Raw genomic sequence first — 25823 nt, 5'->3', positions numbered from 1 at the left:
CCCTGGTCAAGTTCAAGAAGCTCGCCGGCGGCGGCTATTTCAAGATCATCAACCGCACGGTGCCCGATGCGCTACGCGCGCTGGGCTACGACGAACGGGAAATTGAAACCATCGTGTCCTACGCGGTCGGGTTCGGCACGCTGAAGGATGCTCCGGGGGTCAACCACAAGTCGCTTCGAGACAAGGGCTTCAACGCCGAGTCGCTGAAGGTGATCGAGGAATCGCTTGCCAGCGCCTTCGACATCAAGTTCGCGTTCAACAAATGGACCCTGGGCGAAAAATTCTGCACCGAAACGCTCGGCCTGTCGGATGAGCAACTCAACGACCTCAGCTTCGACATGCTGCAGGCGCTCGGCTACAGCCGCGCCGAAATCGCCCGGGCGAATACCTATTGCTGCGGCGCGATGACGCTTGAAGGGGCGCCGGGGCTGAAGGAGGAACACCTGCCGGTGTTCGACTGCGCCAATCCGTGCGGACAGATCGGGACGCGCTTCCTCTCCGCGGACAGTCATATCCGGATGATGGCGGCGGCGCAGCCGTTCATCTCCGGCGCCATTTCCAAGACGATCAACATGCCGAACGACGCGACGATCGAGGATTGCAAGGAAGCCTATCATCTGTCCTGGCGTCTCGGCCTGAAGGCGAATGCGCTGTACCGCGACGGCTCGAAGCTGAGCCAGCCGCTACAGGGCGGATTGCTGGACGATGACGAGGAACTGACGGAGGACGCGGACGAGATGCCTCGCGCGGCGGCGGCCCCGACGGCCGAACGCATCGTGGAGCGGATCGTCGAGCGGGTTGTCAGCGAACGCCGGCGGCTGCCCAGCCGGCGCAAGGGCTATACCCAGAAGGCGATTGTCGGCGGGCACAAGGTCTACCTGCGGACCGGTGAATACGAAGACGGCGAACTCGGCGAAATCTTCATCGACATGCACAAGGAAGGCGCCGCGTTCCGGTCGCTGATGAACAATTTCGCCATCGCGATATCCATCGGACTGCAATACGGCGTACCGTTGGAGGAATTCGTCGAAGCCTTTACCTTCACCCGTTTCGAACCGTCCGGCATGGTGGAAGGCAACGACGCCATCAAGATGTCGACCTCGGTCCTCGATTATATCTTCCGGGAAGTCGCCATCAGCTATCTCGGCCGCAACGACCTGTCGCATGCCGAACCGTCCGACAACCTGCCGGACGCGCTCGGCGACGGTGCGAAGGAAGGGGCGCTGCCGCCCGATCCGGCCCGCACCATGGAAACCATCCGGCGGGTCGCAAGTTCCGGCTATGTCCGTTCGTCCAACCTGTTCCTGATCAGCGGCGGCGACGGCGCGAATACTGCCCGGGCATCACTGGGCGGCGGGCAGACCGTGGTCGCGACGGAAGCGGTGGTCGGCTCCCTGGCCGTCAGCGACACGATTGTCGCCGCCGGGGAAGCAAAAATGGATCAGCGGTATCAGGCGCGCGCCAAGGGATACGAAGGCGACGCCTGTGGCGAATGCGGCAATTTCACCCTGGTGCGCAACGGCACCTGCATGAAATGCGTAACCTGCGGCGGGACGAGCGGATGTTCGTGACCCGCGTCATGTCGAATTTACAGGGCTCCCTGTGACCTGGGGGGTAGCGGGATGCTGCCCCCATTTTTTCCGGCGCAACATCGAATACCTCCTATTGAAAACGTGGCATGCGAGGATGCTGACAGGTAAGGTCGCGCCAGGAGAAATCTGAACAGGGGAGAAACCGCATGGCCGGCACGATAGACGCGCGTTTGCAGGATTTGGGAATCACATTGCCGGCTGCCGCCGCGCCCGTGGCCAACTACGTGCCGTATGTCATCAGCGGCAATCAGCTGTGGATTTCCGGCCAGCTTCCCTTGTGGGACGGTGCGCTGAAACATGCCGGGCTGACCGGCGAAGCCGTGACGCTCGACGAAGCAGCCGATGCGGCGCGGGTCTGCGCGCTGAATATCCTGGCGCAGGCGAAGGCGGCGCTGGGCGACCTGGACCGGATAACCCGGGTCGTCAAGTTGACAGGCTTTGTGAACGCGGTACCGGGGTTTACCGATCAGCCAAAAGTCATCAACGGCGCGTCGAACCTGATGGTTGAAGTGCTCGCCGACAAGGGCCGGCATGCGCGTTCCGCCGTTGGGGTCAGCGGGTTGCCGCTGGGCGCCCCCGTCGAAGTCGACGCGGTCATTGAGTTCGATTGAGGTCCGCCGCGGAAAGCGGCCGGAGTTTTTCGCCAGGCGCCATCATGTCGTGTGTGTGGGGGGCTATTTTCTGGCGCCGCCAAACAGGGCGTTCATGTCCTCGTATCCGAAGTCGCGATAGAAATCGGCATTGACCTTCAGCGCATCGGCAAGCCGGATACGGTACTCCGCGCGGGGAATTTCCGTTGCGCCGAACTGGCTCAGATGGCTGGTGATGAACTGGGCGTCCAGCAGCGTATAGCCGCCCGCAATCAGGCGTGCGACGAGGTGGACAAGGGCGATCTTGCTGGCGTCGCGGGCGCGGCTGAACATGCTTTCACCGAAAAAGGCGCCGCCCAGAGAAATCCCGTACAGGCCGCCGACCAGTTCGTCGTCGCGCCAGCATTCGACGCTATGGGCGTATCCCATATGGGACAGGGTCGTATAGAGCGTGATGATCCGGTCGTTGATCCATGTCTGCTGCCGCCCTTCGGATGCTTCGGCGCAGGATTCGATTACGGTGTGGAAGTCGTGATCGAACGTGACATGGTAGCGGCCGCTGCGGATCGTGCGGGCCAGTCGCCGGGGGACGTGAAAGCCGTCGAGCGGGATGACGCCCCGCAGCCGCGGATCGACCCAGAACAGTTCCGGATCGTCGCGATCCTCCGCCATGGGGAAGACCCCTATCGCGTATGCGCGCAGCAGCATGTCGGGCGTCAGCTTGAGCTGGTCCATGCCTGTCCTCCGCTTTCCGCAGTCAGTCTTGCCCTACGAACCCGCCAGATGCTTTTCCAGCCAGTGGATGTCGTATTTGCCGGACTGGAAATCCTGTTCCGAAAGCAGATGCCGGTGCAAGGGGATTGTCGTTTCGATGCCGCTTATCACGTATTCGTCCAGCGCCCGCTGCATGCGCATGACGCATTCGGCGCGGCTGTCCGCATGGACGATCAGCTTGGACACGAGGCTGTCGTAATGCGGCGACACGCGGTACCCGGTATACAGCGCGGAATCCACCCGGACACCGGGTCCGCCCGGCGCATGGTATTCGGTGACGAGGCCCGGCGACGGGGCGAAGGTTTCCGGATGCTCCGCCGTTATGCGGCATTCGATGGCGTGTCCGCCAAGGACGATGTCCGACTGTTTGAGGCCAAGCGGCAGCCCGGCGGCAACGCGGAGTTGCAGGCGGACCAGATCGACGCCGGAGATCATTTCGCTGACGGGATGTTCGACCTGCAGGCGTGTGTTCATTTCGATGAAGTGGAAGGCCCCGTCCTCGTACAGGAATTCGAACGTGCCGGCGCCGCGGTATTTCAGCGCCGCCGTCGCATCCGCCGCGCGCTTGCCGATGGCGCTTCGGGTGGCGTCGCTCAGCGCGGGCGAGGGCGCTTCCTCGATAACCTTCTGGTGCCGGCGCTGCATGGAGCAGTCTCGTTCGCCAAAATGGATCGCGTTACCCTTGCCGTCGCCGAAGACCTGGATTTCGATATGGCGGGGTTTGGCGAGGTATTTTTCGATATAGACCGTGTCGTCGCCGAAGCTCGCCATCGATTCCGCCCGGCAATGCGACAGGACCGCGCCGATCTCCTCCGCATTGCGGGCGACCTTCATGCCGCGGCCGCCGCCGCCGGACACGGCCTTGACGAGAACCGGAAAGCCGATATCCGAGGCGATCCGGATCGCTTCCGCATCGTCGGTAATCGGGCCGCCGGACCCGGGAACGACCGAAATGCCCAGCTTCTTGACGGCTTCCTTGGCGGTCAGCTTGTCGCCCATTGTCCGGATATGGTCCGGGCTGGGGCCGATAAAGGTAAAGCCGTGCTCTTCGACCATTTCCGCGAATTCGGCGTTTTCCGACAGGAAACCGACGCCGGGATGGATCGCATCCGCGCCGGCGACGATTGCCGCCGACATGATCGCCTGGCCGTTCAGGTAACTGCTGCGCGACGGCGGGGGACCGATGCACACGGATTCGTCCGCCAGCCTGACATGCATGGCGTCGGAATCGGCGGTGGAATGCACCGCGACGGTCTGGATGCCCATTTCCCGGCAGGCGCGGTGAATCCGCAAGGCGATCTCGCCGCGGTTGGCGATGAGGACTTTCTTGAACACGTCGGTTCTATTCCAGTATCAACAGTGTTTCGCCGAATTCGACGGGCCGGGCATCGCGCGCAAGGATGCGTTTTACGGTTCCCGCACGATCCGCCAGTATCGGATTCATGACCTTCATCGCTTCCACGATAAACAGCGTGTCGCCTTCGGCGACCCTGGAGCCGACCGAGACGAATGGCGGTTCGCCCGGTCCGGAGGCAAGATAGATCGTGCCGACCATGGGCGACGTGATCGCGCCTGCTTCCGTTTCATCCGCGCCCGTCGTGACGGGGGCCGCCGCGGCGACGGGCGGCGGGGCCGGCGCCGCGGCATAGGATGGCGCGTTGCGCACCACGCGGATACTGCGGTCGCCTTCTTTCAGTTCCACTTCGCTCAATCCTGTTTCTTCCAGAATTTTTGCCAGCTCGCGGATGGCGGCGCTGTCGATTGTTGTCTTGGCCATGTCAGATATCCAGAAGTCCGTAGAGCGCATCCATCGCGACCACATAGCCGCGCGGGCCAAGCCCGCAGATCACGCCGGTCGCGACCGGCGAAATATACGAGTGGTGACGAAAGGAATCGCGTTTGAAGATATTCGAAATATGGAGTTCGATAATCGGCAGGTCTGTCAGCGACAGGGCATCGAGCAGCGCCACCGATGTGTGTGTATAGGCGCCGGCGTTGATGATGATTCCGTCCTGGATATCCCGTGCTTCCTGTATCCAGGTCACCAGTTCGCCTTCATGGTTCGACTGGCGGAAATCGATTTCCACGTCGATTTCCCGACTGTGGTCCTGGCACATCCGTTCGATATCGGCCAGCGTGTCGGAGCCGTAGATTTCCGGCTGCCGAACGCCCAGCATATTGAGGTTCGGGCCGTTCAGTATGAGAATTTGGGGCGCTGCCGCCATCGGTGTCCTTTCCGGCGGAATTGCGCCGTGGTTCGATCCCATGATCAGATGGGTTATAACATTTGCAGCGACACGTTAGAAACAGGCAAGTCTTTAGAGGATATCTCATGGCGGACCGATGGATATCGTTTCCCCGCGTCGAAGGGACGGCATCGCGTCAGGCGCATGCCGATCTGCCTGAAGGCACCTATGAGCGTGAACTGGGCCGGGAGGGTTTTTTCGGCCCGGCGACGCAGATGCATCACCGCCATCCGCCGACGGGGTGGACGAATTTCGAGGGGCCGCTGCGACCCCATGCCTATGACCTGACGCGCCTGAATTCGGTGGAGGCGTCGCCCTGGGGCGCGCGGCCAATCCTGTCCAATCCTCATGTGGGGATACGGTTCTGGCGAACCGCGGGGGTCATGGACCGCCTGGTGCGCAATTCCGACGGCGACGAATTGCTGTTCGCGCACCGGGGAGAGGGTGAATTATTCTGTGATTACGGCAGGTTAGAATTTGGCGAGGGCGACTATATCGTTCTGCCGCGCGGCACCATGTGGCGGGTTGCCTGTACCGGGGACGCGGCCTTCCTGATGATCGAGGCAACCAACGATTCGTACCGACTGCCGGAAAAAGGCATGCTGGGTCCGCAGGCGATATTCGACCCGGCGATGCTGCGCGCGCCGGCAATCGACGATGCGTTCCTGGCGCAACAGGACGAAAACGACTGGCAGGTGGACATCAAGCGCGGCGGCGCGGTGTCGACCGCGACCTATCCGTTCAATCCGCTGGATGCGGTCGGCTGGCATGGCGACCTGTCGCCGGTCGCCATCAACTGGCGCGACATCCGGCCGCTGACCAGCCATCGCTACCACCTGCCGCCATCGGCCCATACGACGTTCTTGAGCAGGCGATTCGTTGTCTGTACCTTCGTGCCGCGGCCGTTCGAGACCGATCCGGGCGCCCTGAAGGTGCCGTTCTTCCACAATAACGACGATTACGACGAGGTCATCTTCTACCATCAGGGGGATTTCTTCAGCCGCGACAATATCCATCCGGGCATGGTGACGTTCCATCCCTGCGGTTTCACCCACGGGCCCCATCCGAAGGCGCTGGGCGCGGCCTTCTCGCCGCGAAAAACCCATACCGACGAGGTGGCGGTGATGCTGGACGCCCGCGACGCGCTGGTTCCCGGCGACCTGCCGGACGGCGTCGAATTCACCGGCTATGTGGACAGCTGGAAGGGGGAGGCATGAAACTGGGATCGCTGCGCGACGGCAGCCTGGACGGCATGCCGGTCGTGGTATCCCGCGACCTTGCGACGGCGGTTTCGGCGCGGATCGTCGTGGCGAACTGGCAACTGGCGCTGGAGCACTGGGCCGATACCAGCCCGGCGCTGGAAGCACTGTATGGCGCGCTGAACAGCGGCACGGCGACCGGCGTAATTGCGTTGCAGGGGCGGGACTTCGAATCGCCGCTGCCGCGCGCCTACCAGTTTCTGGACGGCAGCGCCTACCTGAACCATGCCGAACGCGTGCGCCGGGCGCGGGGCGCGGAAATGCCGGAAAGCTTTCGCAGCGATCCGATGATGTACCAGGGATTGAGCGACCGGTTCCTCGGCCCGACGGACGATATTCTCGCGGCGGACGAGGCCTGGGGAATCGATTTCGAGGCGGAAATCGGCGTGATCGTCGACCGGGTGCCGATGGGTATCGCGGCGCGGGATGCGGCGGCGCACATCCTGCTGGTCGTGTTGCTGAACGATGTCAGCCTGCGCAACCTGATCCCGGGGGAGGTGGCGAAAAGCTTCGGCTTCATCCACGGCAAGCCGGCATCCGCTTTCGCGCCGGTGGCGGTAACCCCGGATACGCTGGGACCGGCTTGGGATGGCGGCAGGCTGCACGGGCCAGTCCGCGTCGACTATAACGGCGAATCCTTCGGCCGGACCGACGCCGGCAAAGACATGAATTTCGATTTTCCGGCGCTGATCGCCCATGCGGCGAAGACGCGGTCGCTTGCCGCCGGAACGATCATCGGCTCGGGGACCGTCTCCAATCGCGACCGCGACGCCGGCTCCAGTTGCATCGCGGAACGGCGGATGATCGAAACCATCGATTTCGGCGCGCCGAAGACGCCTTTCATGGCATTCGGCGACCGGGTGCGGATCGAGATGACCGGGGCGGACGGTCAGTCGATATTCGGCGCCATCGACCAGCGGGTCCGGCAGGCCTGACCTGATCTAGTGATCCGAGCCGTGCAGGATTTCGTCCTGCATATGGGTTTCATAGGCGATGCCGGCGGGGGACAGGGTGATCGCGACGGGGAAGGTGCCGCTGGCCAGCCCCTTTCGTGCCAGTGCCCGCCAGACAGCTTCATTGTGCAGCCCGGTCGCGTCGCGGCCCATGACCAGTCAGGGCCCCATGTGGAAATGGTTGCCGTGTCCCGGCGGGAACCCGGTAATCGTGACTTCGCCGGTTTCGGCATTCGGTGTCGCCATATCGGGCAGCTTGGCGAGTTCCTGCAACAATGTCAGCGTCTTGAGCTGGAGCTTGTTGAGGTTCAGCGGGTTGCGTTTCGGGGGCATGGCAATCCTTTCATTGGCGGCAGACTCCATGCTGCCGCCGGATTGGTCAAGACTTCGGATTCGCCCGGCGATATGCTACTGAATCCGCAGTTGAACGGGGAAGGCGGCGGAAAAATCGTCGGCGCTATCATGGCGGATGTGACTTTCGACCCACGACCGCGCGGGGGCGTATCGCATGTCATCGGCGATACGCGGCAGCCGCTCTGGCGGAAAACGATCCCGCGAATGCTGGCGGAAACGGCGGCGCGTTACCCGGACCGGGAGGCGCTGGTATTTTGCGCGCATGGTTACCGGCGGACCTACCGCGAGTTCGCCGCGGAAGTTGACGCCGTCGCGGCGGGGCTGGCGGCGCAGGGCCTGCGGAAGGGGGAACGCGTCGGCGTCTGGTCGCCGAACCGGCCGGAATGGGTGGTGCTGCAATTCGCCAGCGCGAAAATCGGGCTGATCCTGGTCAATATCAATCCCGCCTACCGGTTGTCGGAACTGGAATTCGCGCTCAACAATGTCGGTTGCCGCGCGCTGCTGATCGCCGCCAGGTTCCGGACCAGCGATTACATAGCGATGATCCGTGAACTGGCGCCGGAAATCGATACCGCGTCGCCGGGGGCGCTGCGGGCGGCGCGGCTGCCGGAACTGCGTTTTGTGTTCCGCATGGGGGCGGAACGGACTCCCGGCATGCTGAATTTCGACGACCTGGCCGGGAGCGGCGCCGGCATCGATATCGACGCGATTGCCGAAAGCCTCGATCCGGACGATCCGATCAATATCCAGTTCACCAGCGGCACGACGGGCACGCCGAAGGGGGCGACCCTGACCCATGCGAATATCGTCAATAACGGTCGCTTCGTCGTCGCCGCGATGCGCTTCAGCCACGAGGACCGGCTGTGTATCCCGGTGCCGCTGTACCATTGTTTCGGCATGGTGATGGGCGTGCTCGGCTGCGTTTCCGCCGGCGCCTGCATGGTGTTTCCCGATGAGGCCTTCGAACCGCTGGCCACCCTGAAGGCCCTGGAGGCCGAACGGTGCACGGCAATGTACGGCGTGCCGACGATGTTCATCGCCATGCTGCAGCATCCCGAATTTCCGACCTTCGATCTGTCGGCGATGCGCACGGGGATCATGGCCGGCGCGCCATGCCCGGCCGCGTTCATGCAGCGGGCGGTGGACGACATGAACATGCGCGAGGTGACCATCGCCTATGGCATGACCGAAACCAGCCCCGTGTCCCTGCAAAGCGCCGCCGACGATCCGATGGACAGGCGGGTCGGGACCGTCGGACGGATCCATCCGCATGCGGAAATCAGGCTGGTCGACGCGGAAGGGCGAACCGTTCCCATCGGCGAAACCGGCGAGGTCTGTACGCGCGGCTATCTGGTCATGCAGGGCTACTGGAACGAACCGGAACGGACCGCTGAATCAATCGACGCCGAAGGCTTCATGCATACGGGCGATCTCGCCGTCATGGACGACGACGGCTATGTCCGTATCGTCGGGCGGCTGAAGGAAATGCTGATCCGGGGCGGCGAGAACGTCTATCCGCGGGAGATCGAGGAATTCCTGTACCGGCATCCGAAAATCAAGGACGTGCAGGTCTTCGGCGTGCCGGATGATAAGTTCGGCGAGGAAGTCTGCGCCTGGATTATCCTCAAGGAAGGCGAGGGCGCCGATGAGTCGGATATCCGGGATTTCTGCCAGGGCCGGATCGCCCACTACAAGATCCCGCGTTATATCCGCTTCGTCGACGCCCTGCCGATGACGGTCACCGGCAAGCCGCAGAAATTCAGAATGCGCGAAGCGATGGTCGCGGAACTGGGGCTGGCGGATTAGGCGGCTTTTCGGCGCGCGGCCGTAGCGCCCGCGTTGTCCCCCAGCGCTTCCAGCGTGTCCGCATAGCGTGACCAGGCGTCCCGGTTGGCCGGATACAGCGCGACCCGTTCCGCCAGCAATGCGCGGGCCAGCGAAAACTGCCTGTCTTTCGTCGCGGCTTCGATGAGGTATTGCGCGAAAATATCCCGCTGCGCGTGGCTGCCGCCGACGCAGGCATAGTCGTAGCGGATCGGCAGCATGGTTTCGATGGCCCCGGCGTAATCGCCCCGGCTGTAGGCCAGGATCGCCTCGCAGAGCGGGATGGCGACCGGCGTCATCGTGGATGCCGCGAAATGGTCCGGCGTTTCGGCAAAGCGGCGCAGCGAGTCGAGCAGGTTTTCCGCCTGCTCCACCCGTCCTTCGCGCGCCAGCACCATCATGTTGTGCATTTCGGTGAAGGCGAGGGTGTGGTCGCCGATCCGGCCTTCCGCCATGTCGGCCAGCACCGCCCAGCGGTCGCCCGTATCGACGCCCAAAAAATCCAGCCGCGCCAGCATCGAGGCGGCGTTCTGGACATCCAGGTAGAAATCGGACGGGTCGGGCACGATGGAATTGTCGTAGAGGTCCAGCACCCGGTCGTATTCGCCCTTGGCCAGCGCGAACATCGCGGTGTGCCACCAGACATGGCCCTTGAACGGATTGCGGTCGTCCCAGGCATTCGCCGGCTGGCGCAGCCAGGTCAGGCCGTCGTCGGCCCGGCCCTGCATTTCCAGGACATGGGCGACCGCATGGATCGCCCACAGGTCGTCCGGGTTCCGTTCCACGGCTTCGCGGCCATAGGCCTCCGCCGGGCCGTAATCGCCGCATTCCTCCAGGCCGAAGGCATACATGCCCAGCACCGCGCCGTAGCCCGGCATGTCCGGGCGCCATGCGGGATATACGCGGGCAATGCCGTCCCGCAGCAACTGGTTGCGGCCCATCCAGAACGCATTGAAATGCTGCAGCCGCAGGGCGAGGATATCGGTGGGGTGCTCGAACAGGATCCGGTCCCAGATGCCGTTCGATTTTATCAGGTTTCCGTTCAGCCAGGCGCGCAGGGCTTCGATATGCGCCCGTTCGCGGTCGGTCACATGGTTAGCGCCCGCTTCGGCGGCGGCAATGCAGCCGATAACCTTGCCGTTCATCGCATTGGAGCCGAACAGCATCATCAGGTAGCCCTGAAGCACATGGGCCATCACGAAGCCGGGATCGGCCTCCTGGCAGGATTTGAGCGCACCCATCGCGCCGGCCCGGTATTCGAGGTAATCCGAAATCGCCCGGTCGAACCGGGCGGCGGCTTCGGCGCTTTCGGTCGTGAGAGGCAGTCCCCGTGCGTCTGTATGCATCAGCGTTCCCTCAAGTAGTCGCGGGCCGGTATATCTATCACGGCGGCGGCCCGATGTGACAAGATGGCGGAATACAGTTTCGCGCCATGAACGGGAGAACGATGCCGATGACCGAACCGCAATCCGCGCCGTATGGAAGCTGGGAGTCGCCGATCACCGCCGGGATGATCGTGGGCAGCACCGTGGGGCTGGGGCAGGTGGTTTGCGACGGGGGCGACATCTACTGGACGGAATCGCGCCCCGCGGAAGGCGGCCGCAATGTCGTTTGCCGCCGCGCGGGCGCTGGCGGCGCGGCGGACGTGACGCCGGCGGGATACAACGTCCGGACCCGCGTGCATGAATATGGCGGCGGCGCCTATACGGTCTGCGACGGCGTGGTCTATTTCTGCAACGATTCCGACCAGCGGCTCATGATCCAGCCGCCGGGTGCCGCGCCCCGGGCACTGTCGCCGGATGGGCCCTGGCGCTATGCCGATATGCGGGTCGATACGGGCCGCCGACGCGTGCTGGCGGTGCGCGAAACCCATGCGGAGGGGGCGTCCGAACCCGTCAACGACATCGTGGCCATCGGGCTGGACGGAACCGTGACGGTCCTGGTGGCAGGGGCGGATTTCTACGCGGCGCCTCGCCTGTCACCGGATGGCAAACAGCTCGCCTGGCTGTCCTGGGATCATCCGGATATGCCCTGGGACAGTTGCAGGCTGTGGCTGGCGGATATCCGGGAAACGGGCCTCCCCGGCGAACCGGTCCTGGTTGCCGGCGGCGCGCGGGAGGCCGCGTTCCAGCCGGAATGGTCGCCGGACGGGATCCTGCATTTTGTTTCGGACCGGACCGGTTGGTGGAACCTGTACCGCCGGGACGGTGCGGAGGCGCATCCGCTGTGTCCGGTGAATGCGGAATTCGGCCTGCCGCAATGGGTATTCGGCATGACGACCTATGGTTTCGATGCCGGGGGAAATATCATCGCCACCTATTGCGAGGGCGGGTTCTGGCGTCTGGGGCGTCTTGCCGGGGGAACGCTTTCTCCGGTTACCACGCCGTATTGCGGGTTCGGCTCGCTGAAGACGGATGGCGGCAGCGCGGTGTTCATCGCAGGCCATCCCTCGCAGCCGCCGGCGCTGGTCGCCCTTGACCTCGATACCGGCAGGAGCGATGTCCTGCGCCGGTCCGCCGATGCGGAAATCGACCCCGACTATGTCTCGCGGGCCGAGGCGGTGGCTTTCCCGACGACCGGCGCGCGCGAGGCGCATGCCTACTTCTATTCGCCGGCAAACCGGGATTTCGCGGGGCCGGCGGGCGCTTTGCCGCCGCTGATCGTCAAGAGCCATGGCGGGCCGACCGCACAGACCGGGGCGGCCTTCGATATGAAAATCCAGTTCTGGACCAGTCGCGGCTTTGCGGTGCTGGATGTCAATTACGGCGGCAGTACGGGCTACGGCCGGGCGTACCGGCGCAGCCTGGACGGCCATTGGGGGGTGATCGATGTGGATGACTGCGAAGCCGGGGCGCGATACCTGGCGGCGCAGGGCCGGGTCGATGGCGAAAAACTCATCATCACCGGCGGCAGCGCGGGCGGGTACACAACGCTGTGCGCGCTGACGTTTCGCGATACGTTTCGCGCCGGAGCGAGCCATTACGGCATCGGCGACCTGGCGGCGCTGGCGACCGATACGCACAAGTTCGAAAGCCGGTATCTGGACCGGCTGGTCGGTCCCTGGCCGGAGGCGCAAGCGCTGTATCGGGAACGCTCGCCGATCCATTTTTCCGACTGCCTCGATTGCCCCGTCATCTTCTTCCAGGGGCTGGACGACAAGGTCGTGCCGCCCAACCAGGCGGAAGCCATGGTGGCGTCCCTGCGGCAAAAGGGGACGCCCGTCGCCTATATTCCGTTTGCCGGAGAGGGACACGGATTCCGCAAGGCGGACAATATCCGGCGCGCGCTGGAGGGCGAACTGTATTTCTATGGCAGGATATTCGGATTTACCCCGGCGGGCGACACTGCGCCGGTCGAAATCGAAAACCTCTGAGGGACGACCATCCGCAAGCAGTATTCGCACCGACGGCGCCGGCAAGCCTGGTCGGCGTGGATTGCGGGTTCAGCCTTTCGGCGCGCGCGCCAGCGCGATGAGTTCGCGCAGCTTGTCTTCGCCGACCGCGCCCGGTACCAGCTGATCGCCGATCAGGAAGGCCGGCGTTCCATTGATCCCGAGCGATTGCGCGAGTTCGAGCGTCTCGCTGAGATACTGTTCGATCGCCGGCGACGCCATGTCGGCGATGAGCCGCTTCATGTCGAGCCCGACCGCATGCGCGGTTTCCATGACCCTGTCCTCGGTCAGGCGGCCTTTCATCTCCATCAGCGCGACATGGTATTCAAAATATTTACCCTGCTTGTCGGCGGCCATCGCCGCGCGCGACGCGAATACGGATACCGGGCCCAGAATCGGCAGTTCCTTCCAAAGGACCCGGATGTTCCTGTCGGAATTCAGGACATTCATGAATGTAGGGAATACCTGCTTGCAGTAGCCGCACTGGTAATCGAAAAATTCGACAACGGTGACATCGCCCTTGGCGTTCCCCATTTCCGGCGTTTGCGGATTGTCATAGATTTTCGGGCCCAGGGCGATCATGGCCCGCCGCTGGGCTTCCGCCTGCGCAATCCGTTCGCGTTCGCGCAACCGGTCGATCGCTTCGGCGATGATTTCCGGGTTTTCGAGGATGTACTGGTGGACGATTTCCTCAATCGCCTTTTTATCCTCGCCGACAATATCCGCGACCGCCGGTGCGGCGAAAGCAAGGACCGCGACGGCCAGCGCGGCCTGCCGCGCGCGGCCAAAAATTCTGTCGACAGGCATGAAGCGTAATCCTTTCAGTCTTCTGCTTTCTGCGCCGCATTCCGGATGTCCTGGGCGCGAACCCAGCTTGCCGAGCCGTTCTGCAGGAGTTCCATTGCCCGCTCCGCGCGATACAGGGCGACGTTCTTCTTGCCGGTCAGCATGGCTTCCTCGGCCAGCGCCAGCATGACATGCGCCTGATCGCCGCTGCGGGAAAACGCGGTTGACTTCAATCGCCATGCAAGGGGGATCTCCGGTTCGTATCGCAGGGCTTCATTCAGGTTGACCAGCGCTTCATTGTCCATCGCCGGATTGTTCATTTCCAGTAACGATTGCGCCAGATTGATCCGGATCAGGGCGGCCCAGGGCAGGATCTCGATGGCTCTGCGATAGGACGGGATCGAATCGGCGACCTTCCCGGCGTCCTGCAGGATATCGCCTTTCAGTTCATGGAAAAACGGATCGTTCGGGGCTTCGGCCAGCAGGCTGTCGACATGGGCGAGCGCCTGGTCAACCTGATGCTTCTCCTTGTAGCCGATGGCCCGCGCATAGCGGGCCGGCACCGATGTGTCGGTTTCCGGAAAATCCCGCAAGGTGCGCGACAGCGGGTTGAGATACCCTTTCAGCTTCGCCTGCATCCTGTCATGAGCGCGCGTCAGGTGTTCCGAAACCGGCTTGTCCGAATTCGGGGACCGGGCAATCTGTTCGCGCAGGAATTCGATCCGGTCGCGCGTCAACGGATGCGAGCGGACATAGGGGTCCTGCCGGCTTGCCGACAGCGATTCCTGACCGGACAGGATTTCGAGGAAGGCAAGCAGACCGCGCGCGGACATGCCGGTGCTCTCAAGAAACTCAAACCCCGCCTGATCGGCCGACTGCTCCATCGTTCGGGTATAGGACAACAGGGTTCGCTGCTGAATGGTGGCGGAACCGGCGATCACCGCCTGTGCCGCGCCGGGTTCCCCAGAAGCAACGGCCGCCACGCCGCCCAGGATCATGGCAAGAATCGATTGCGCGGTTGAATTGCGCAATCTCTCCTGCAGCCGGACCAGGTGGCCGCCGGAGATGTGGCCGGTTTCATGCGCGATGACGCCGATCACCTGGCTGGCGTCGCCGGCCCGCATCAGCAGGCCTGTATTCATGAAGATGCGCTGGCCACCGGCAACGAAAGCGTTTAGGGTCGGGTCGTTGACGATGTGGATGGAAATATCGTTGGCCTGCAGCCCGGCGGCTTCGAACAATGGTGCGGAATAGACCCGAATCGTGTTTTCAATCTCCGTATCACGAATGATCGAAATATTCTTTGCGGAAGTCTGACCGGACAGCGTAATCAGGGCGATGCATAAAAACGCAACAAAGCCAGCTGCCGCCTTTGGAACCCGTATGCGCTTCACTGTCTTGCAACTCCTCCGACGCCGCACAATAACTGGGGTCCGGAAGCACCGCAATCAAGGTATGGCGGTTCTGGCCGCCGTCGTCCTGCTGACGGCCTGCGCCGGTGGCGACGGCGATTCCGGGACCGGTTCGGGCATTCTGGCCACGGTATTCGGCGGTGGCGAGGAGAAAGCGGCGACGCGGTCGCGATTGATCGAAAGCGATCTGGTGTTCTTCGGTGTCGTCGCCGGGGACGAACCGGTTGCCGTCCGGGCCGCCGAGGAGGTCCTTAAATATGGCGGCAGCGCCGCCGATGCGGCCGTTGCGCTCGCGCTGACGCTCGGCGTAACCATGCCGTCGATGGCCAGCCTGGGTGGCGGCGGGGTCTGCATCGTGCATGACCCGGGCAGGCCGGAAACCGAAATCATCGATTTTATAGCGCCTCCGGGGTCGTCGGTTGCGGGCGCGGACAGGCCCAGCGCGATACCGACGATGCTGCGGGGCGTGACGGCGCTGCACGCACGCTACGGGCAGCAGGACATCCGCACCCTTCTGGCCAGCGCCGAAAAGCTGGCCCGTTTCGGATTTGTCGTTTCCCGGGCGTCGGCGCGCGATTTCCAGCTCGCGGCGCAACCGCTGTTCAATGACCCTGCCGCACGAGATGTTTTTGCGCGGCGCGGCGGTGCGGCGCCGGCGGAGGGCGACACGCTGGTTCAGGCCGATCTGGCGGAAACCTTTTCGAGTCTCCGGACGAACGGGGTCAGCAGCTTTTACAAGGGGCCGATGGCGGAGAAAATCGTGGAGGGGGTAACAGCGGCCGGCGGCACGCTGACGCTGGACGATCTGGCGGGTTACCTGCCGGCCTGGCGCAAGGCGGTCCTCGTTCCCTACCGGGATCAGGTTCTGGCCTTCGCGCCGCCGCCGGCGGGCGTCGGCGTTGGCGGCGCGCTGATGTGGCACATGCTGGCGTCCGACGACCGGTACCGGAACGCAACGGAGGACGGTCGCGCGCACCTGCTCGTCGAGGCCGCAAAGCGCGCCTTTGCGGCCCGCGATCGCTGGATTTACGCGGCGCCGGGATCCTTGCCGACGGAATCCTACGCGGATGCCGCCATCGCCGCGAAGCTCATGGCCGGCTTCGACCCGCAACGGGCGACACCGGCATCCGCCGTCCGCTCGAATCAGGCCGCGGCTGCGGAAAACCCGTCAGGGACAGGGTTCGTGGTGGTCGATCTGGTCGGGCAGGCCGTGGCCTGTACGCTGACCAATTACAATTTCTTCGGGACCGGGCGGGTGGCGCCGGGAACCGGCATGCTTGTCGCCGCCGCGCCGGGCGAGGGCGACCGGAACGCCCTGTCGCTGGGACCCGTTGCGGTTTTCGAGCAGGGATTCCGCAGTTTTCGCCTTGCGCTGGCGGGTGCGGGCGGCGCCGCGACGACGACGGCGACCATGACGGTGCTGGCGGAATCGCTTCTGGGTGAGTTTCCGCTGGAAAGGGCCATGCAGAAGCCACGGGTGCATCATGGCGGGTTGCCGGATGTCGTGCTGGCGGAGGAAGCTGTGCCCCGGGGCGTAGTGGCGGCGTTGCGGGCCAAAGGCAATGAAGTGGTGACGGTGCCGTCGCTCGGGCGCATGAATGCCGCGGAATGCCCGCTGGGCCTGGATTCCACGATCGAGGAAATTGCCTGTTTCGTGAATACCGATCCGCGCGGGTTCGGCCTGGCGGCGGAGGCGGAACGGTGAGGCGGCAATTGGCGGGCGACTGGAGATGACACTGAAAGTATCAGCCCGCGCCACTGAAATTCCACCCTTCTTCGTCATGGAAGTCATGCGGGCGGCGCATGAACGGGAAATGTCGAAGGAAGCCGTCTATCACATGGAGGTCGGGCAACCCGGCGCCGGGGCACCGGAAGGCGCTTTGCTGGCGGCCGAAGCGGCGTTGCGCGATCAGCGCCTGGGATATACGGATGCGCTGGGCGCGCCCGAAATCCGGTCCGCGATATCCCGGTGGTACCGGACATATTACGGGCTCGACGTCGCGCCGGAACGGATTGTCGTGACGACGGGGTCGTCCGGCGCTTTCGTGCTGACCTTCCTGGCCGCGTTCGATGTGGGCGACAGGGTCGCCCTCGCGTCCCCGGGATATCCCTGCTACCGCAATATTCTCTCGGCGCTGGGGATCCGTCCGGTATCGCTCATGACGACGGCGGCGGACAGGTTCCAGCCGACGCCCGCGTTGCTGGACCGCGCGCTTGCGGACGGTCCGCTGGACGGCCTGATCGTCGCCAGCCCGTCCAACCCCACCGGAACGATGCTGGACCGTGACACCCTTCGCGATCTGGCGTCGTATTGCCGCGAAAAGGGCATCCGGCTGATTTCCGACGAGATCTATCACGGCATTACCTTCGGCCGGAAAGCGGACAGCGCCCTGTCGTTCACCCGCGATGCCGTGGTGGTGAACAGCTTCTCGAAATACTTTTCGATGACCGGGTGGCGTCTCGGCTGGATGGTTGTGCCCGCTGAACTGTCCCGGGCCATCGAGTGCCTGAGCCAGAACCTGTTCATTTCGCCGCCGGCCCTGTCGCAGATCGCAGGGATGGCGGCGCTGGAATGCCGGGAGGAGATCGACCGCAATGTCGCCGGCTATGCGCGCAGCCGCGAACTCCTGCTGGAAGCCTTGCCCCGGGCCGGATTCGATCGCCTTGCGCCAGCCGACGGCGCGTTTTACCTGTATGCCGATATCACGAATCTGACAAATGACAGCGAGGCGTTCTGTCGCCGCATGCTGGCGGAAACAGGTGTTGCGGCGACACCGGGCATCGATTTCGATCCGGATCGCGGCAATACCTTTATGCGCTTCAGTTTTTCGCGGTCGACCGCCGAAATGAACGCGGCCGCCGAGGCGTTGATCGCCTGGCAGCCGCGTTGATCGCATTCCCGGGACGGTTGCGCCCCGGGCGTAATGCCGGCCGTCTGGTTCAGTTGACGATTCGCTGCCACCAGCCGGCGCGTTTCGGACGTTCCGATTGGGATTCTGTTTCAGTATCGTCACCGTCTGCGGTCTGCCGTTCCGGCTCGTCCGCCGCGGCTGCGGCGACCGCTTCCATGACCGGTTCCGGCGCCTGCAAGGGAATGGGCGCTTCGTCCATGACAGGTTCCGGCGTTTCCACCGAATCCGGTTCCGCGGCAGGGACGGGCATTTCCGACACTGCCACTTCCTCAAGGACAGGCTCCGCAGTTGTATCGTGAGGAGCCTCCGACTGCACCGGTTCGTCCGGTGCGACCGTCTGTTCCGCAACGGCTTCCGCCGTTTCCGTCGAGGTCCCGGTATCGTCGGTCTTTGCTGCCGAACGGCGGCGTCGCGGCGCACGGCGCCGTTTCGGCTTCGGCGTTTCTTCTGCCGTTTCCGGTGCAACGGCGTCCGGTAGACCGGTATTCGCTACGGACTCCACACTTGAATCGACATCCGGTTCCGGCGCGACTTCCACGACGGCGCCCTCATGCGGCGCAGGCTCCGCGATCTCGCCGTCCGGCGATTCCGTGCCTAATTCAGCCTGCGCGCCATCGGCGCCGGCTGTCACGCCGCCGGATTCGGCATCCCGGTTCGCACGACGACGTCCGCCCCTGCGGCCGCGACGGCGGCGGCGTTTCGGCTCTTCTTCGGATTCGCTCTCATGCTGCGCTTCGGCGCTTATCTCCTCGCCGATTGCGGAATCATCGCCCGCCGTTTCGTCTTCGGTGCGGGATTCCGCCATGTCCGCGACGGCGTCATGGTCGTCATGCGCTTTCGGACGGCGGCGCCGAGACCGGCGCTTGCGCGGCAAGTCTTCTTCAGTCTTGGTTTCGGCAATGGTTTCGGCCGGTTCTTCGGTCACCTGGAGGTCCGCCGCTTCGCCTGTTGCTTCCGTCACGGTCCGCTGACGATCCAGCCGGTATTCCGGCGGGATCAGCGAATCGTCCGCTTCGACGCTGACGGCGAACTGGTACCGCCCTTCGATTTCCGCAAGACGTTTGCGTTTCTGGTTCAGGATATACAGGGCAACCGGAGTCGGCACATGCAGCACAATCTTCGCGCCGCGCTGCCGGATGCCTTCTTCCTCGATGGCGCGCAGGACATGCAGCGCCGTACCCTCGGTGGAACGGATATGTCCGACGCCGCCGCATGCCGGGCAGATTTCCGTTGCGGTTTCGGTGACGCTCGGCCGCAATCGCTGCCGGGACATTTCCAGCAATCCGAAATGGCTGATCCGCCCGACCTGTATCCGCGCCCGGTCGGTATGCAGGGCTTCCTTCAGCTTGCGTTCCACGGCATGGATATTCCGGGAAACTTCCATGTCGATGAAATCGATCACGATGAGCCCGGCCAGATCGCGCAGCCGAAGCTGCCGCGCCACTTCCTCCGCCGCCTCGATATTGGTCTTGTAGGCGGTTTCCTCGATGCTCCGCCCCCGCGTGGCCCGCCCGGAATTGACGTCGATCGCCACCAGGGCTTCGGTCGAATTCAGGACGATATAACCGCCGGACGGCAGCTGGCAGACCGGATGATGAATGGCGTCGATCTGGCTTTCGACCTTATATCGGTGCAGGATTGGTATATCATTGTCTTTATAGGGTTTCACCCGCGCGGCATGGCTCGGGATCATCGTCTTCATGAAATCCTTGGCAATCCTGTATCCCTCGTCACCTTCAACCAGGATCTCGTCGATTTCCTTGGAATACAGGTCCCGGATGGAGCGCTTGATCAGGCTCGCTTCTTCATAGATCTGCTTGGGCGCCGTGGAGGCGAGCGTGAGTTCGCGGATCGATATCCATTGCTTCATCAGATAGTCGTAGTCGCGCTTGATCTCCGGCTTTGAACGTTCCGCGCCGGCGGTGCGGACGATGACGCCGATTCCTTCCGGGATATCCAGCCCGTCCAGCACGGATTTCAGCCGCTTGCGATCCTTCGGATTGGCGATCTTGCGGCTGATCCCGCCGCCGCGATTGGTGTTGGGCATCAGGACGCAGTACCGGCCGGCGAGCGACAGATAGGTGGTCAACGCCGCGCCCTTGTTGCCGCGTTCTTCCTTGACAACCTGAACCAGCAGGATCTGCCGGCGCTTGATGACTTCCTGAATCTTGTAGCCGCGATAGGAGGGGCGTCGGCGCCGCTCGGCCTCATCCTCTATTTCATCGCCACCGACTTCCTCGACAATTTCGCCTTCCTCGCTGCGGTCGACTTCCTCCGCCGCGGTTTCCGCCTCGACCAGCTTTTCGCGGTCGGCAATCGGAATCTGGTAGTAATCCGGATGGATTTCATTGAAGGACAGGAAGCCGTGCCTGTTGCCGCCATATTCGACGAACGCCGCCTGGAGCGAGGGCTCCACACGGGTTACCTTGGCGAGATAGACATTTCCCTTGATCTGTTTGCGTGCCGCGAATTCGATGTCGAATTCATCCAGCACGTTTCCTCTTACGACGGCGACCCTGGTTTCTTCGGGATTTGTTGCGTCGATAAGCAACCTTTTAGACATATTGACACTCCGGCGGTCTTGCTGCCGCAGTCCACGCGATCCCGGACCGCAACAGTATACCGCCATTTACGGCGAAGCCGGCGGCGCCACCATACAAACTGCCGAACGGTGCGGTATTCGACATTTATCGAATCCATTCACCAGGGCAGTAGGGGAACTCGGCGCCCGCCTTTTCCGGGGCAGACAATTTGCCTGAACCGGACGTTCTGACCTCGCGCATAACCAGTTGATACATCCGTGCACCATTTCATGTTCCGGGTTGCCAGCCCGATGACTCGCTCCGATATCCGGAACGTAATCATCACCGGTCTCCACAACTCAAAACATCGTTCAGATTTTTTTGACACAACCGAACATTGGCGCACGGTTAATCGCGCCCCTGTAAAATAAGCCTCATGTCACCATTCCACAAACGGTTTTTCACCTTGATGGCACGAATTCGCATATCATTTGCGATTGAATCAGGGGGAAAATACGGGATATATGTTGTAATGACATGGGATTGAAACCCAATATGCAGCGCGCGACGGCAAAATACCGCAGTTTCTGGCCCCTGGCCCTCCTTGTTTTGCTATTCATGGTCACCCTGGGGCAGGGCATTGCGGCGGCGGTTCCGACCGTAACCGGAGCACGGATCGGCCTTCATCCTGATTCAGTGCGGCTGGTATTCGAACTCGACCGTGCGCTGCCCTACCGGATTATCACGCTGGATGACCCCTATCGGGTGGTTGTCGACCTGCCTGAAGTGACCTGGCAGGTGCCCGAAAACCATATGCGGGCATCGGTCGGCATGGTTTCGGGGTTCCGGTTCGGCCTGTTTCAGCCAGGCAACAGCCGCATTGTCATCGACAGCAATTCGCCGGTGGCCGTCAAGGAACATTTCATTATTCCGGCGCCCGCGGGCAAGCCGCGGCGGCTCGTGATCGACCTGGAATCGGTCAGCGCGGCGGCCTTTGCGTCAAGGCCCCGCAGCATGCAGTCCAGCGATTGGTCCCAGTCCGGGCGGCGCACGACCGCGAGTCCGCGCCCCCCGAAACATCCGCCGTCGGACAGCCGCCGGGTTGTCATTCTCGATCCCGGCCATGGCGGCGTCGACCCCGGAACAATCGGCGGATCCGGCGTGTATGAAAAAACCATCACCCTGCAGGTCGCACGGAGGGCAAAGGAGATTCTGGAAGCGAGCGGACGGTACCGCGTGTACCTGACCCGGAACCAGGATATATATGTCCGCCTGCGCGACCGGTTCCAGGTGGCGCATGACAATAATGCGGAACTCTTCATCTCCCTGCATGCGGATTCAATCCGGAACCGGAACATCCAGGGTGGATCGATCTATACCCTGTCCGACAAGGGGTCGGATAAGGAAGCCGATGACCTGGCGGCGCGGGAAAACAAGTCTGATATCATTGCCGGCGCGGATCTCACCGGCTACGCGCCAGAGGTATCGCGCGTGCTGATCGATCTGGCGCAGAGCGATACGAACAAGGAATCATGGCATCTTGCACGGCAATTGATCGGCGAACTGAAGGGGGCGATCAAACTGTTGAAGGTGTCACACCGCTACGCCGGTTTCGCGGTATTGAAGTCGCCGAACGTGCCGTCGGTATTGGTCGAACTGGGCTATCTTTCCAACCGAATCGATGAGAAAAACCTTCAGGATCCGGCCTATCAACGCCGGATCGGTAATGCCCTGTTAAGGTCAATCGACAAGTATTTCGCCCGCAAGGACGAGAATAACCGGTTCTGAAGGATAGCAGGGATGAATTTGTTGCAAGGCCGGCATGGAACGGGGTCACAAGGATGCCATATTTGTGACGTACCAGACCCTCAACCGCTTGAGGCTGACCGGCTTTCGGGCCGGAGACTTTAGATGGGCATATGCGCTTTTTTATCAGACTGTTTCTGTTCCTGACCGTCCTGGGGCTGTTCGGCGCCGCCCTGGCCGGCGGCGGCGCCGTCTATGCCTTGTGGCATTACGGGCGCGCCCTGCCTGACTACAAGCAGCTTGCGGATTACGCGCCGCCGACGGTAACCCGCCTGCATGCGGGCGATGGCAGGCTGATTGCGGAATATGCGACGGAGCGGCGGGTATTCGTGCCGGTTGCCGCCATGCCGCGGCTGGTCGTCAACGCCTTCATCGCCGCGGAAGACCAGAATTTCTACTCGCATCCGGGCATCGATTTCGTCGCGCTGGTGCGGGCAGTCGTTACCAATATCGTCAACTACGCCAACAACCGCCGGCCTGTCGGCGCCTCTACCATCACGCAGCAGGTGGCGAAGAATTTCCTGCTCACCAACGAGGTTTCGCTGGAACGGAAAGTGAAGGAGGCGATCCTGGCCTTCCGTATCGAACGCGCGCTGTCCAAGGACCGTATTCTCGAGCTCTATCTGAACGAAATCTATCTCGGTTACGGGTCCTATGGCGTTGCCGCGGCGGCGTTGAATTATTTCAACAAGTCCATGGACGAATTGACCACGGCGGAAGCCGCGTATCTGGCCGCGCTGCCAAAGGCGCCGAACAATTACCACCCGATACGCAGGGCCGACGCGGCCCGCGACCGGCGTAACTGGGTGATCGGCCGCATGCTGGAAGAGGGTTTTATCACTGCGGAGGCGGCGGCGAACGCGCGTATCGAGCGGCTCGCGGTCATGTCACGGGAGGCGACGCAGTTCGTCCAGGCCGATTTTTTCGTGGAGGAAGTTCGCCGGGAACTGATCGAGCGCTATGGGGAGTCGGGCCTTTATGAAGGCGGGCTTTCGGTTCGCACGACGCTGAATTCCCATTTGCAGAACATCGCCGACGATGTGTTGCGCAGCGGCCTGATCGAATATGATCGCCGGCATGGCTGGCGGGGGCCACTGACGACGCGGGACCCGGGCGCCGACTGGCTGGGCCGCTTGCGGGACGTGACGCCGCCGGTGAGCATCGGCTCCTGGCGGATGGCCATGGTGCGCGCAGTGGATGCGAAAGGCGCCGAAATCGGCCTCGCGGATGCGTCCAAGGGCATCATTCCCCTGTCGGAACTGACCTGGGCCCGTCCCTGGCAGGAAGGCCAGAAGCTGGGGCCAAGCGTCAAGCGACCCGCCGATGTACTGGCGCCTGGCGACGTGATCCTGGTTGAAGCGCTGCCGCCCGAAAAAGGCAAGGACGGGGAGGAACAACCGCTGCCCCATGGTGCGTCTGGCCGCTATGGCCTGCGCCAGATCCCCGATATCCAGGGCGGTATCGTGGCGCTGGATCCCCACACCGGCAGGGTTTTGGCGCTGTCGGGCGGCTACGATTTTGCCGCCAGCGAATTCAATCGCGCCACCCAGGCGCAGCGCCAGACCGGTTCCGCCTTCAAACCATTCATTTATCTGGCGGCGCTGGAAAAAGGCTACAAGCCGACCACGCGCATCCTGGACGCGCCCTTCGTCATGGATCAGGGGCCGGGCCTTGGCAAATGGAAGCCGGCAAACTATTCGAACCAGTTCTACGGCCCCAGCCCGATGCGGCTGGGTCTCGAAAAATCACGGAACCTCATGACGGTTCGACTGGCGCGGGCGATCGGAATGGATACCGTTTCGGATTACGCGCAGCGGTTCAGGATCGTCGACAACATGCCTGAACATCTGTCCATGGCGCTGGGCGCGGCCGAAACGACGCTGCTGCGGCTGACCACCGCCTATGCGATGCTGGTCAATGGCGGCAAGCGGATTACGCCAACCTTCATCGACCGTATTCAGGATCGCAACGGCCGCACGACATTCCGGCACGACGTTCGCCCCTGCGACGCTTGCACCGGATTAAGCTGGGCGGGGCAGTCTTCGCCACGGTTGCCCGATTTGCGTGAGCGCGTGGCGGGCGCCGCCGCATCGTATCAGATCGTTTCCATGCTCGAAGGCGTGGTCGAACGCGGGACGGCGCGGCGGGTGAGCGCGGTCGGCAAGCCGCTGGCGGGCAAGACCGGCACCACGAACGATGAAATGGACAGCTGGTTCGTCGGCTTTTCGCCGGACCTGGCGGTTGGTGTCTTCGCCGGATTCGACAACCCGCGTCCGCTGGGTCGCCAGGAAACGGGCTCGGCAATCGCGGCGCCGATCTTTCGCGATTTCATGGCCAGGGCACTGGAGGACAAACCGGCCATTCCGTTCCGGGTGCCGCCGGACATCCGGCTTGTCCGCATCGATCTGGACAGCGGAAGACCCGCCCGGCCAGGCGACAAGCATGTCATTCTGGAGGCTTTCCGGTCCGATAACGCAGTGGAAGACGGCGTCGAGGTTATCGACGGCTCCGACGGCGCATATGGATTGTACGATCCCGGTATCTCAGATGTCGGCGGAAAATACTGAGCGACGTGACTTGCGCGGCGCGCCGTAATTTCCTACACGGCTGCAACAAGGCTTGTAGATTGAAGGGAAATTGCGATGCGGGCGGAAATGCAGACGCTGGTGGATCAAATCGAGCAGTCGCTGGAACTGCTGAGGAGGTCTCTTTGACCTGGATGCGGCAAAACTGCGTCTGGAGGAACTGAACGCATCGGCCGAGGCGCCGGAATTCTGGAACGACCCGGACGAGGCGCAGAAGGTCATGCGGGAACGCAATCGCCTGGAAGGGGCGATCGGCACCATTACCGGCATCGACCAGAGCATGCGCGACCAGATCGAAATGATCGAACTGGCGGAGATGGAAGGCGACGCCGAGGTGCTGGCCGAGGCGGAGGCTGCTCTTACCGCGCTGCATGAGGAAGTAACCCGTAAGGAACTGGAAAGCCTGCTGTCCGGCGAAGCCGATGGCAATGACAGCTTTCTGGAGGTGCATGCCGGCGCCGGCGGCACCGAGTCGCAGGACTGGGCCGAAATGCTGCTGCGGATGTATATGCGCTGGGCGGAAAAGCATGGCTGCAAGGTTGAACTGATGGAGGAATCGCAGGGTGAAGAAGCCGGGCTGAAATCGGCGACGGTCCGGATCAGCGGCGACAATGCCTATGGCTGGCTGAAGACGGAGGCCGGCGTGCATCGCCTGGTGCGGATTTCACCCTATGACGCCGCGTCGCGCCGCCATACCAGCTTCGCATCTGTCGATGTTTACCCGGTCGTCGATGACGCCATCGAGATCGATATTCAGGAAAAGGACCTGCGCATCGATACCTACCGCGCCTCGGGCGCCGGCGGCCAGCACGTCAAC

Annotated in this window: 20 protein-coding genes and 1 pseudogene; 11 read left to right on the top strand and 10 right to left on the bottom strand. The window is 63.0% G+C overall.

Going from position 1 to position 25823, the window contains the following annotated elements:
- Positions 1-1571: vitamin B12-dependent ribonucleotide reductase (locus WD767_10540; GenBank protein ID MEX2616523.1), on the top strand; the 1571-nt coding region annotated here is incomplete at its 5' end.
- 167 nt (positions 1572-1738) lie between these two features.
- Complete coding sequence (locus WD767_10535) at positions 1739-2203, top strand: RidA family protein (GenBank protein MEX2616522.1); 465 nt, start codon at positions 1739-1741, stop codon at positions 2201-2203.
- 63 nt (positions 2204-2266) lie between these two features.
- Here WD767_10535 and aat read toward each other — a convergent pair whose 3' ends face one another.
- The 4 genes from aat to aroQ are packed head-to-tail and all read right to left on the bottom strand — an operon-like array spanning position 2267 to position 5181.
- The gene (gene aat, locus WD767_10530; protein ID MEX2616521.1) at positions 2267-2917 is read right to left on the bottom strand and encodes a leucyl/phenylalanyl-tRNA--protein transferase; all 651 of its coding nucleotides are present in this window, start codon (positions 2915-2917) and stop codon (positions 2267-2269) included.
- 33 nt (positions 2918-2950) lie between these two features.
- Positions 2951-4291 (bottom strand): acetyl-CoA carboxylase biotin carboxylase subunit, encoded by a 1341-nt coding sequence (gene accC / locus WD767_10525; protein MEX2616520.1) that lies wholly within the window; start codon positions 4289-4291, stop codon positions 2951-2953.
- Positions 4292-4298: 7 nt separating this feature from the next.
- Positions 4299-4733 (bottom strand): acetyl-CoA carboxylase biotin carboxyl carrier protein, encoded by a 435-nt coding sequence (gene accB / locus WD767_10520; protein ID MEX2616519.1) that lies wholly within the window; start codon positions 4731-4733, stop codon positions 4299-4301.
- A gap of 1 nt (position 4734) precedes the next feature.
- Complete coding sequence (aroQ, locus tag WD767_10515) at positions 4735-5181, bottom strand: type II 3-dehydroquinate dehydratase (GenBank protein MEX2616518.1); 447 nt, start codon at positions 5179-5181, stop codon at positions 4735-4737.
- Between the two features lie 107 nt (positions 5182-5288).
- Here aroQ and WD767_10510 point away from each other — a divergent pair, with 107 nt between their 5' ends.
- The gene (locus tag WD767_10510; protein MEX2616517.1) at positions 5289-6419 is read left to right on the top strand and encodes a homogentisate 1,2-dioxygenase; all 1131 of its coding nucleotides are present in this window, start codon (positions 5289-5291) and stop codon (positions 6417-6419) included.
- Positions 6416-7396 carry a fumarylacetoacetate hydrolase family protein gene (locus WD767_10505; GenBank protein MEX2616516.1) on the top strand — a complete coding sequence of 327 codons (981 nt, stop codon included), beginning with the start codon at positions 6416-6418 and terminating at the stop codon, positions 7394-7396. Before WD767_10510 ends, WD767_10505 begins: the two co-directional genes overlap by 4 nt.
- 6 nt (positions 7397-7402) lie before the next feature.
- Here WD767_10505 and WD767_10500 read toward each other — a convergent pair whose 3' ends face one another.
- Positions 7403-7567 (bottom strand): hypothetical protein, encoded by a 165-nt coding sequence (locus WD767_10500; protein MEX2616515.1) that lies wholly within the window; start codon positions 7565-7567, stop codon positions 7403-7405.
- Between the two features lie 6 nt (positions 7568-7573).
- Positions 7574-7747 (bottom strand): hypothetical protein, encoded by a 174-nt coding sequence (locus WD767_10495; GenBank protein MEX2616514.1) that lies wholly within the window; start codon positions 7745-7747, stop codon positions 7574-7576.
- A 129-nt stretch (positions 7748-7876) separates the two neighbouring features.
- Here WD767_10495 and WD767_10490 point away from each other — a divergent pair, with 129 nt between their 5' ends.
- Positions 7877-9574: an AMP-binding protein gene (locus WD767_10490; GenBank protein MEX2616513.1), complete on the top strand. Its 1698-nt coding sequence runs from the start codon at positions 7877-7879 to the stop codon at positions 9572-9574.
- On the opposite strand, the gene WD767_10485 is transcribed toward WD767_10490, so the two are convergent.
- Positions 9571-10938, bottom strand: coding sequence for a tetratricopeptide repeat protein (locus tag WD767_10485; protein MEX2616512.1), 1368 nt, complete (start codon positions 10936-10938; stop codon positions 9571-9573). The two genes, WD767_10490 and WD767_10485, sit on opposite strands and share 4 nt — an antisense overlap.
- A 107-nt stretch (positions 10939-11045) precedes the next feature.
- Here WD767_10485 and WD767_10480 point away from each other — a divergent pair, with 107 nt between their 5' ends.
- On the top strand, positions 11046-12965 hold the full coding sequence (locus WD767_10480; GenBank protein ID MEX2616511.1) for a S9 family peptidase: 1920 nt from the start codon (positions 11046-11048) through the stop codon (positions 12963-12965).
- 69 nt (positions 12966-13034) lie between these two features.
- Here the strand turns inward: WD767_10480 and WD767_10475 are convergent, their stop codons facing one another.
- Together WD767_10475 and WD767_10470 are read right to left on the bottom strand one after the other, a co-directional pair.
- Positions 13035-13790 carry a DsbA family protein gene (locus tag WD767_10475; protein MEX2616510.1) on the bottom strand — a complete coding sequence of 252 codons (756 nt, stop codon included), beginning with the start codon at positions 13788-13790 and terminating at the stop codon, positions 13035-13037.
- A 14-nt stretch (positions 13791-13804) separates the two neighbouring features.
- Positions 13805-15163, bottom strand: coding sequence for a M48 family metalloprotease (locus WD767_10470; GenBank protein ID MEX2616509.1), 1359 nt, complete (start codon positions 15161-15163; stop codon positions 13805-13807).
- A gap of 61 nt (positions 15164-15224) precedes the next feature.
- Here WD767_10470 and WD767_10465 point away from each other — a divergent pair, with 61 nt between their 5' ends.
- Positions 15225-16886 (top strand): gamma-glutamyltransferase, encoded by a 1662-nt coding sequence (locus tag WD767_10465; GenBank protein ID MEX2616508.1) that lies wholly within the window; start codon positions 15225-15227, stop codon positions 16884-16886.
- A 25-nt stretch (positions 16887-16911) separates the two neighbouring features.
- A complete protein-coding gene (locus tag WD767_10460; GenBank protein MEX2616507.1) occupies positions 16912-18072 on the top strand; it encodes an aminotransferase class I/II-fold pyridoxal phosphate-dependent enzyme in 1161 nt (386 codons plus the stop codon).
- Positions 18073-18121: 49 nt separating this feature from the next.
- Here WD767_10460 and WD767_10455 read toward each other — a convergent pair whose 3' ends face one another.
- Complete coding sequence (locus WD767_10455; protein ID MEX2616506.1) at positions 18122-20656, bottom strand: Rne/Rng family ribonuclease; 2535 nt, start codon at positions 20654-20656, stop codon at positions 18122-18124.
- Positions 20657-21152: 496 nt separating this feature from the next.
- Here WD767_10455 and WD767_10450 point away from each other — a divergent pair, with 496 nt between their 5' ends.
- The 3 genes and pseudogenes from WD767_10450 (at position 21153) to WD767_10440 (ending at position 25823) form a co-directional block, all read left to right on the top strand.
- The gene (locus WD767_10450) at positions 21153-22403 is read left to right on the top strand and encodes an N-acetylmuramoyl-L-alanine amidase (GenBank protein MEX2616505.1); all 1251 of its coding nucleotides are present in this window, start codon (positions 21153-21155) and stop codon (positions 22401-22403) included.
- Between the two features lie 131 nt (positions 22404-22534).
- Complete coding sequence (locus tag WD767_10445; GenBank protein MEX2616504.1) at positions 22535-24988, top strand: penicillin-binding protein 1A; 2454 nt, start codon at positions 22535-22537, stop codon at positions 24986-24988.
- Between the two features lie 75 nt (positions 24989-25063).
- Positions 25064-25823: pseudogene (locus WD767_10440) on the top strand (PCRF domain-containing protein).

This window comes from Alphaproteobacteria bacterium (genome assembly GCA_040905865.1).
In the GTDB taxonomy this organism is placed as follows: Bacteria; Pseudomonadota; Alphaproteobacteria; order UBA8366.
Note: the sequence above shows the minus strand (reverse complement) of the source record. Positions and strands in the feature narration are given on the sequence as shown.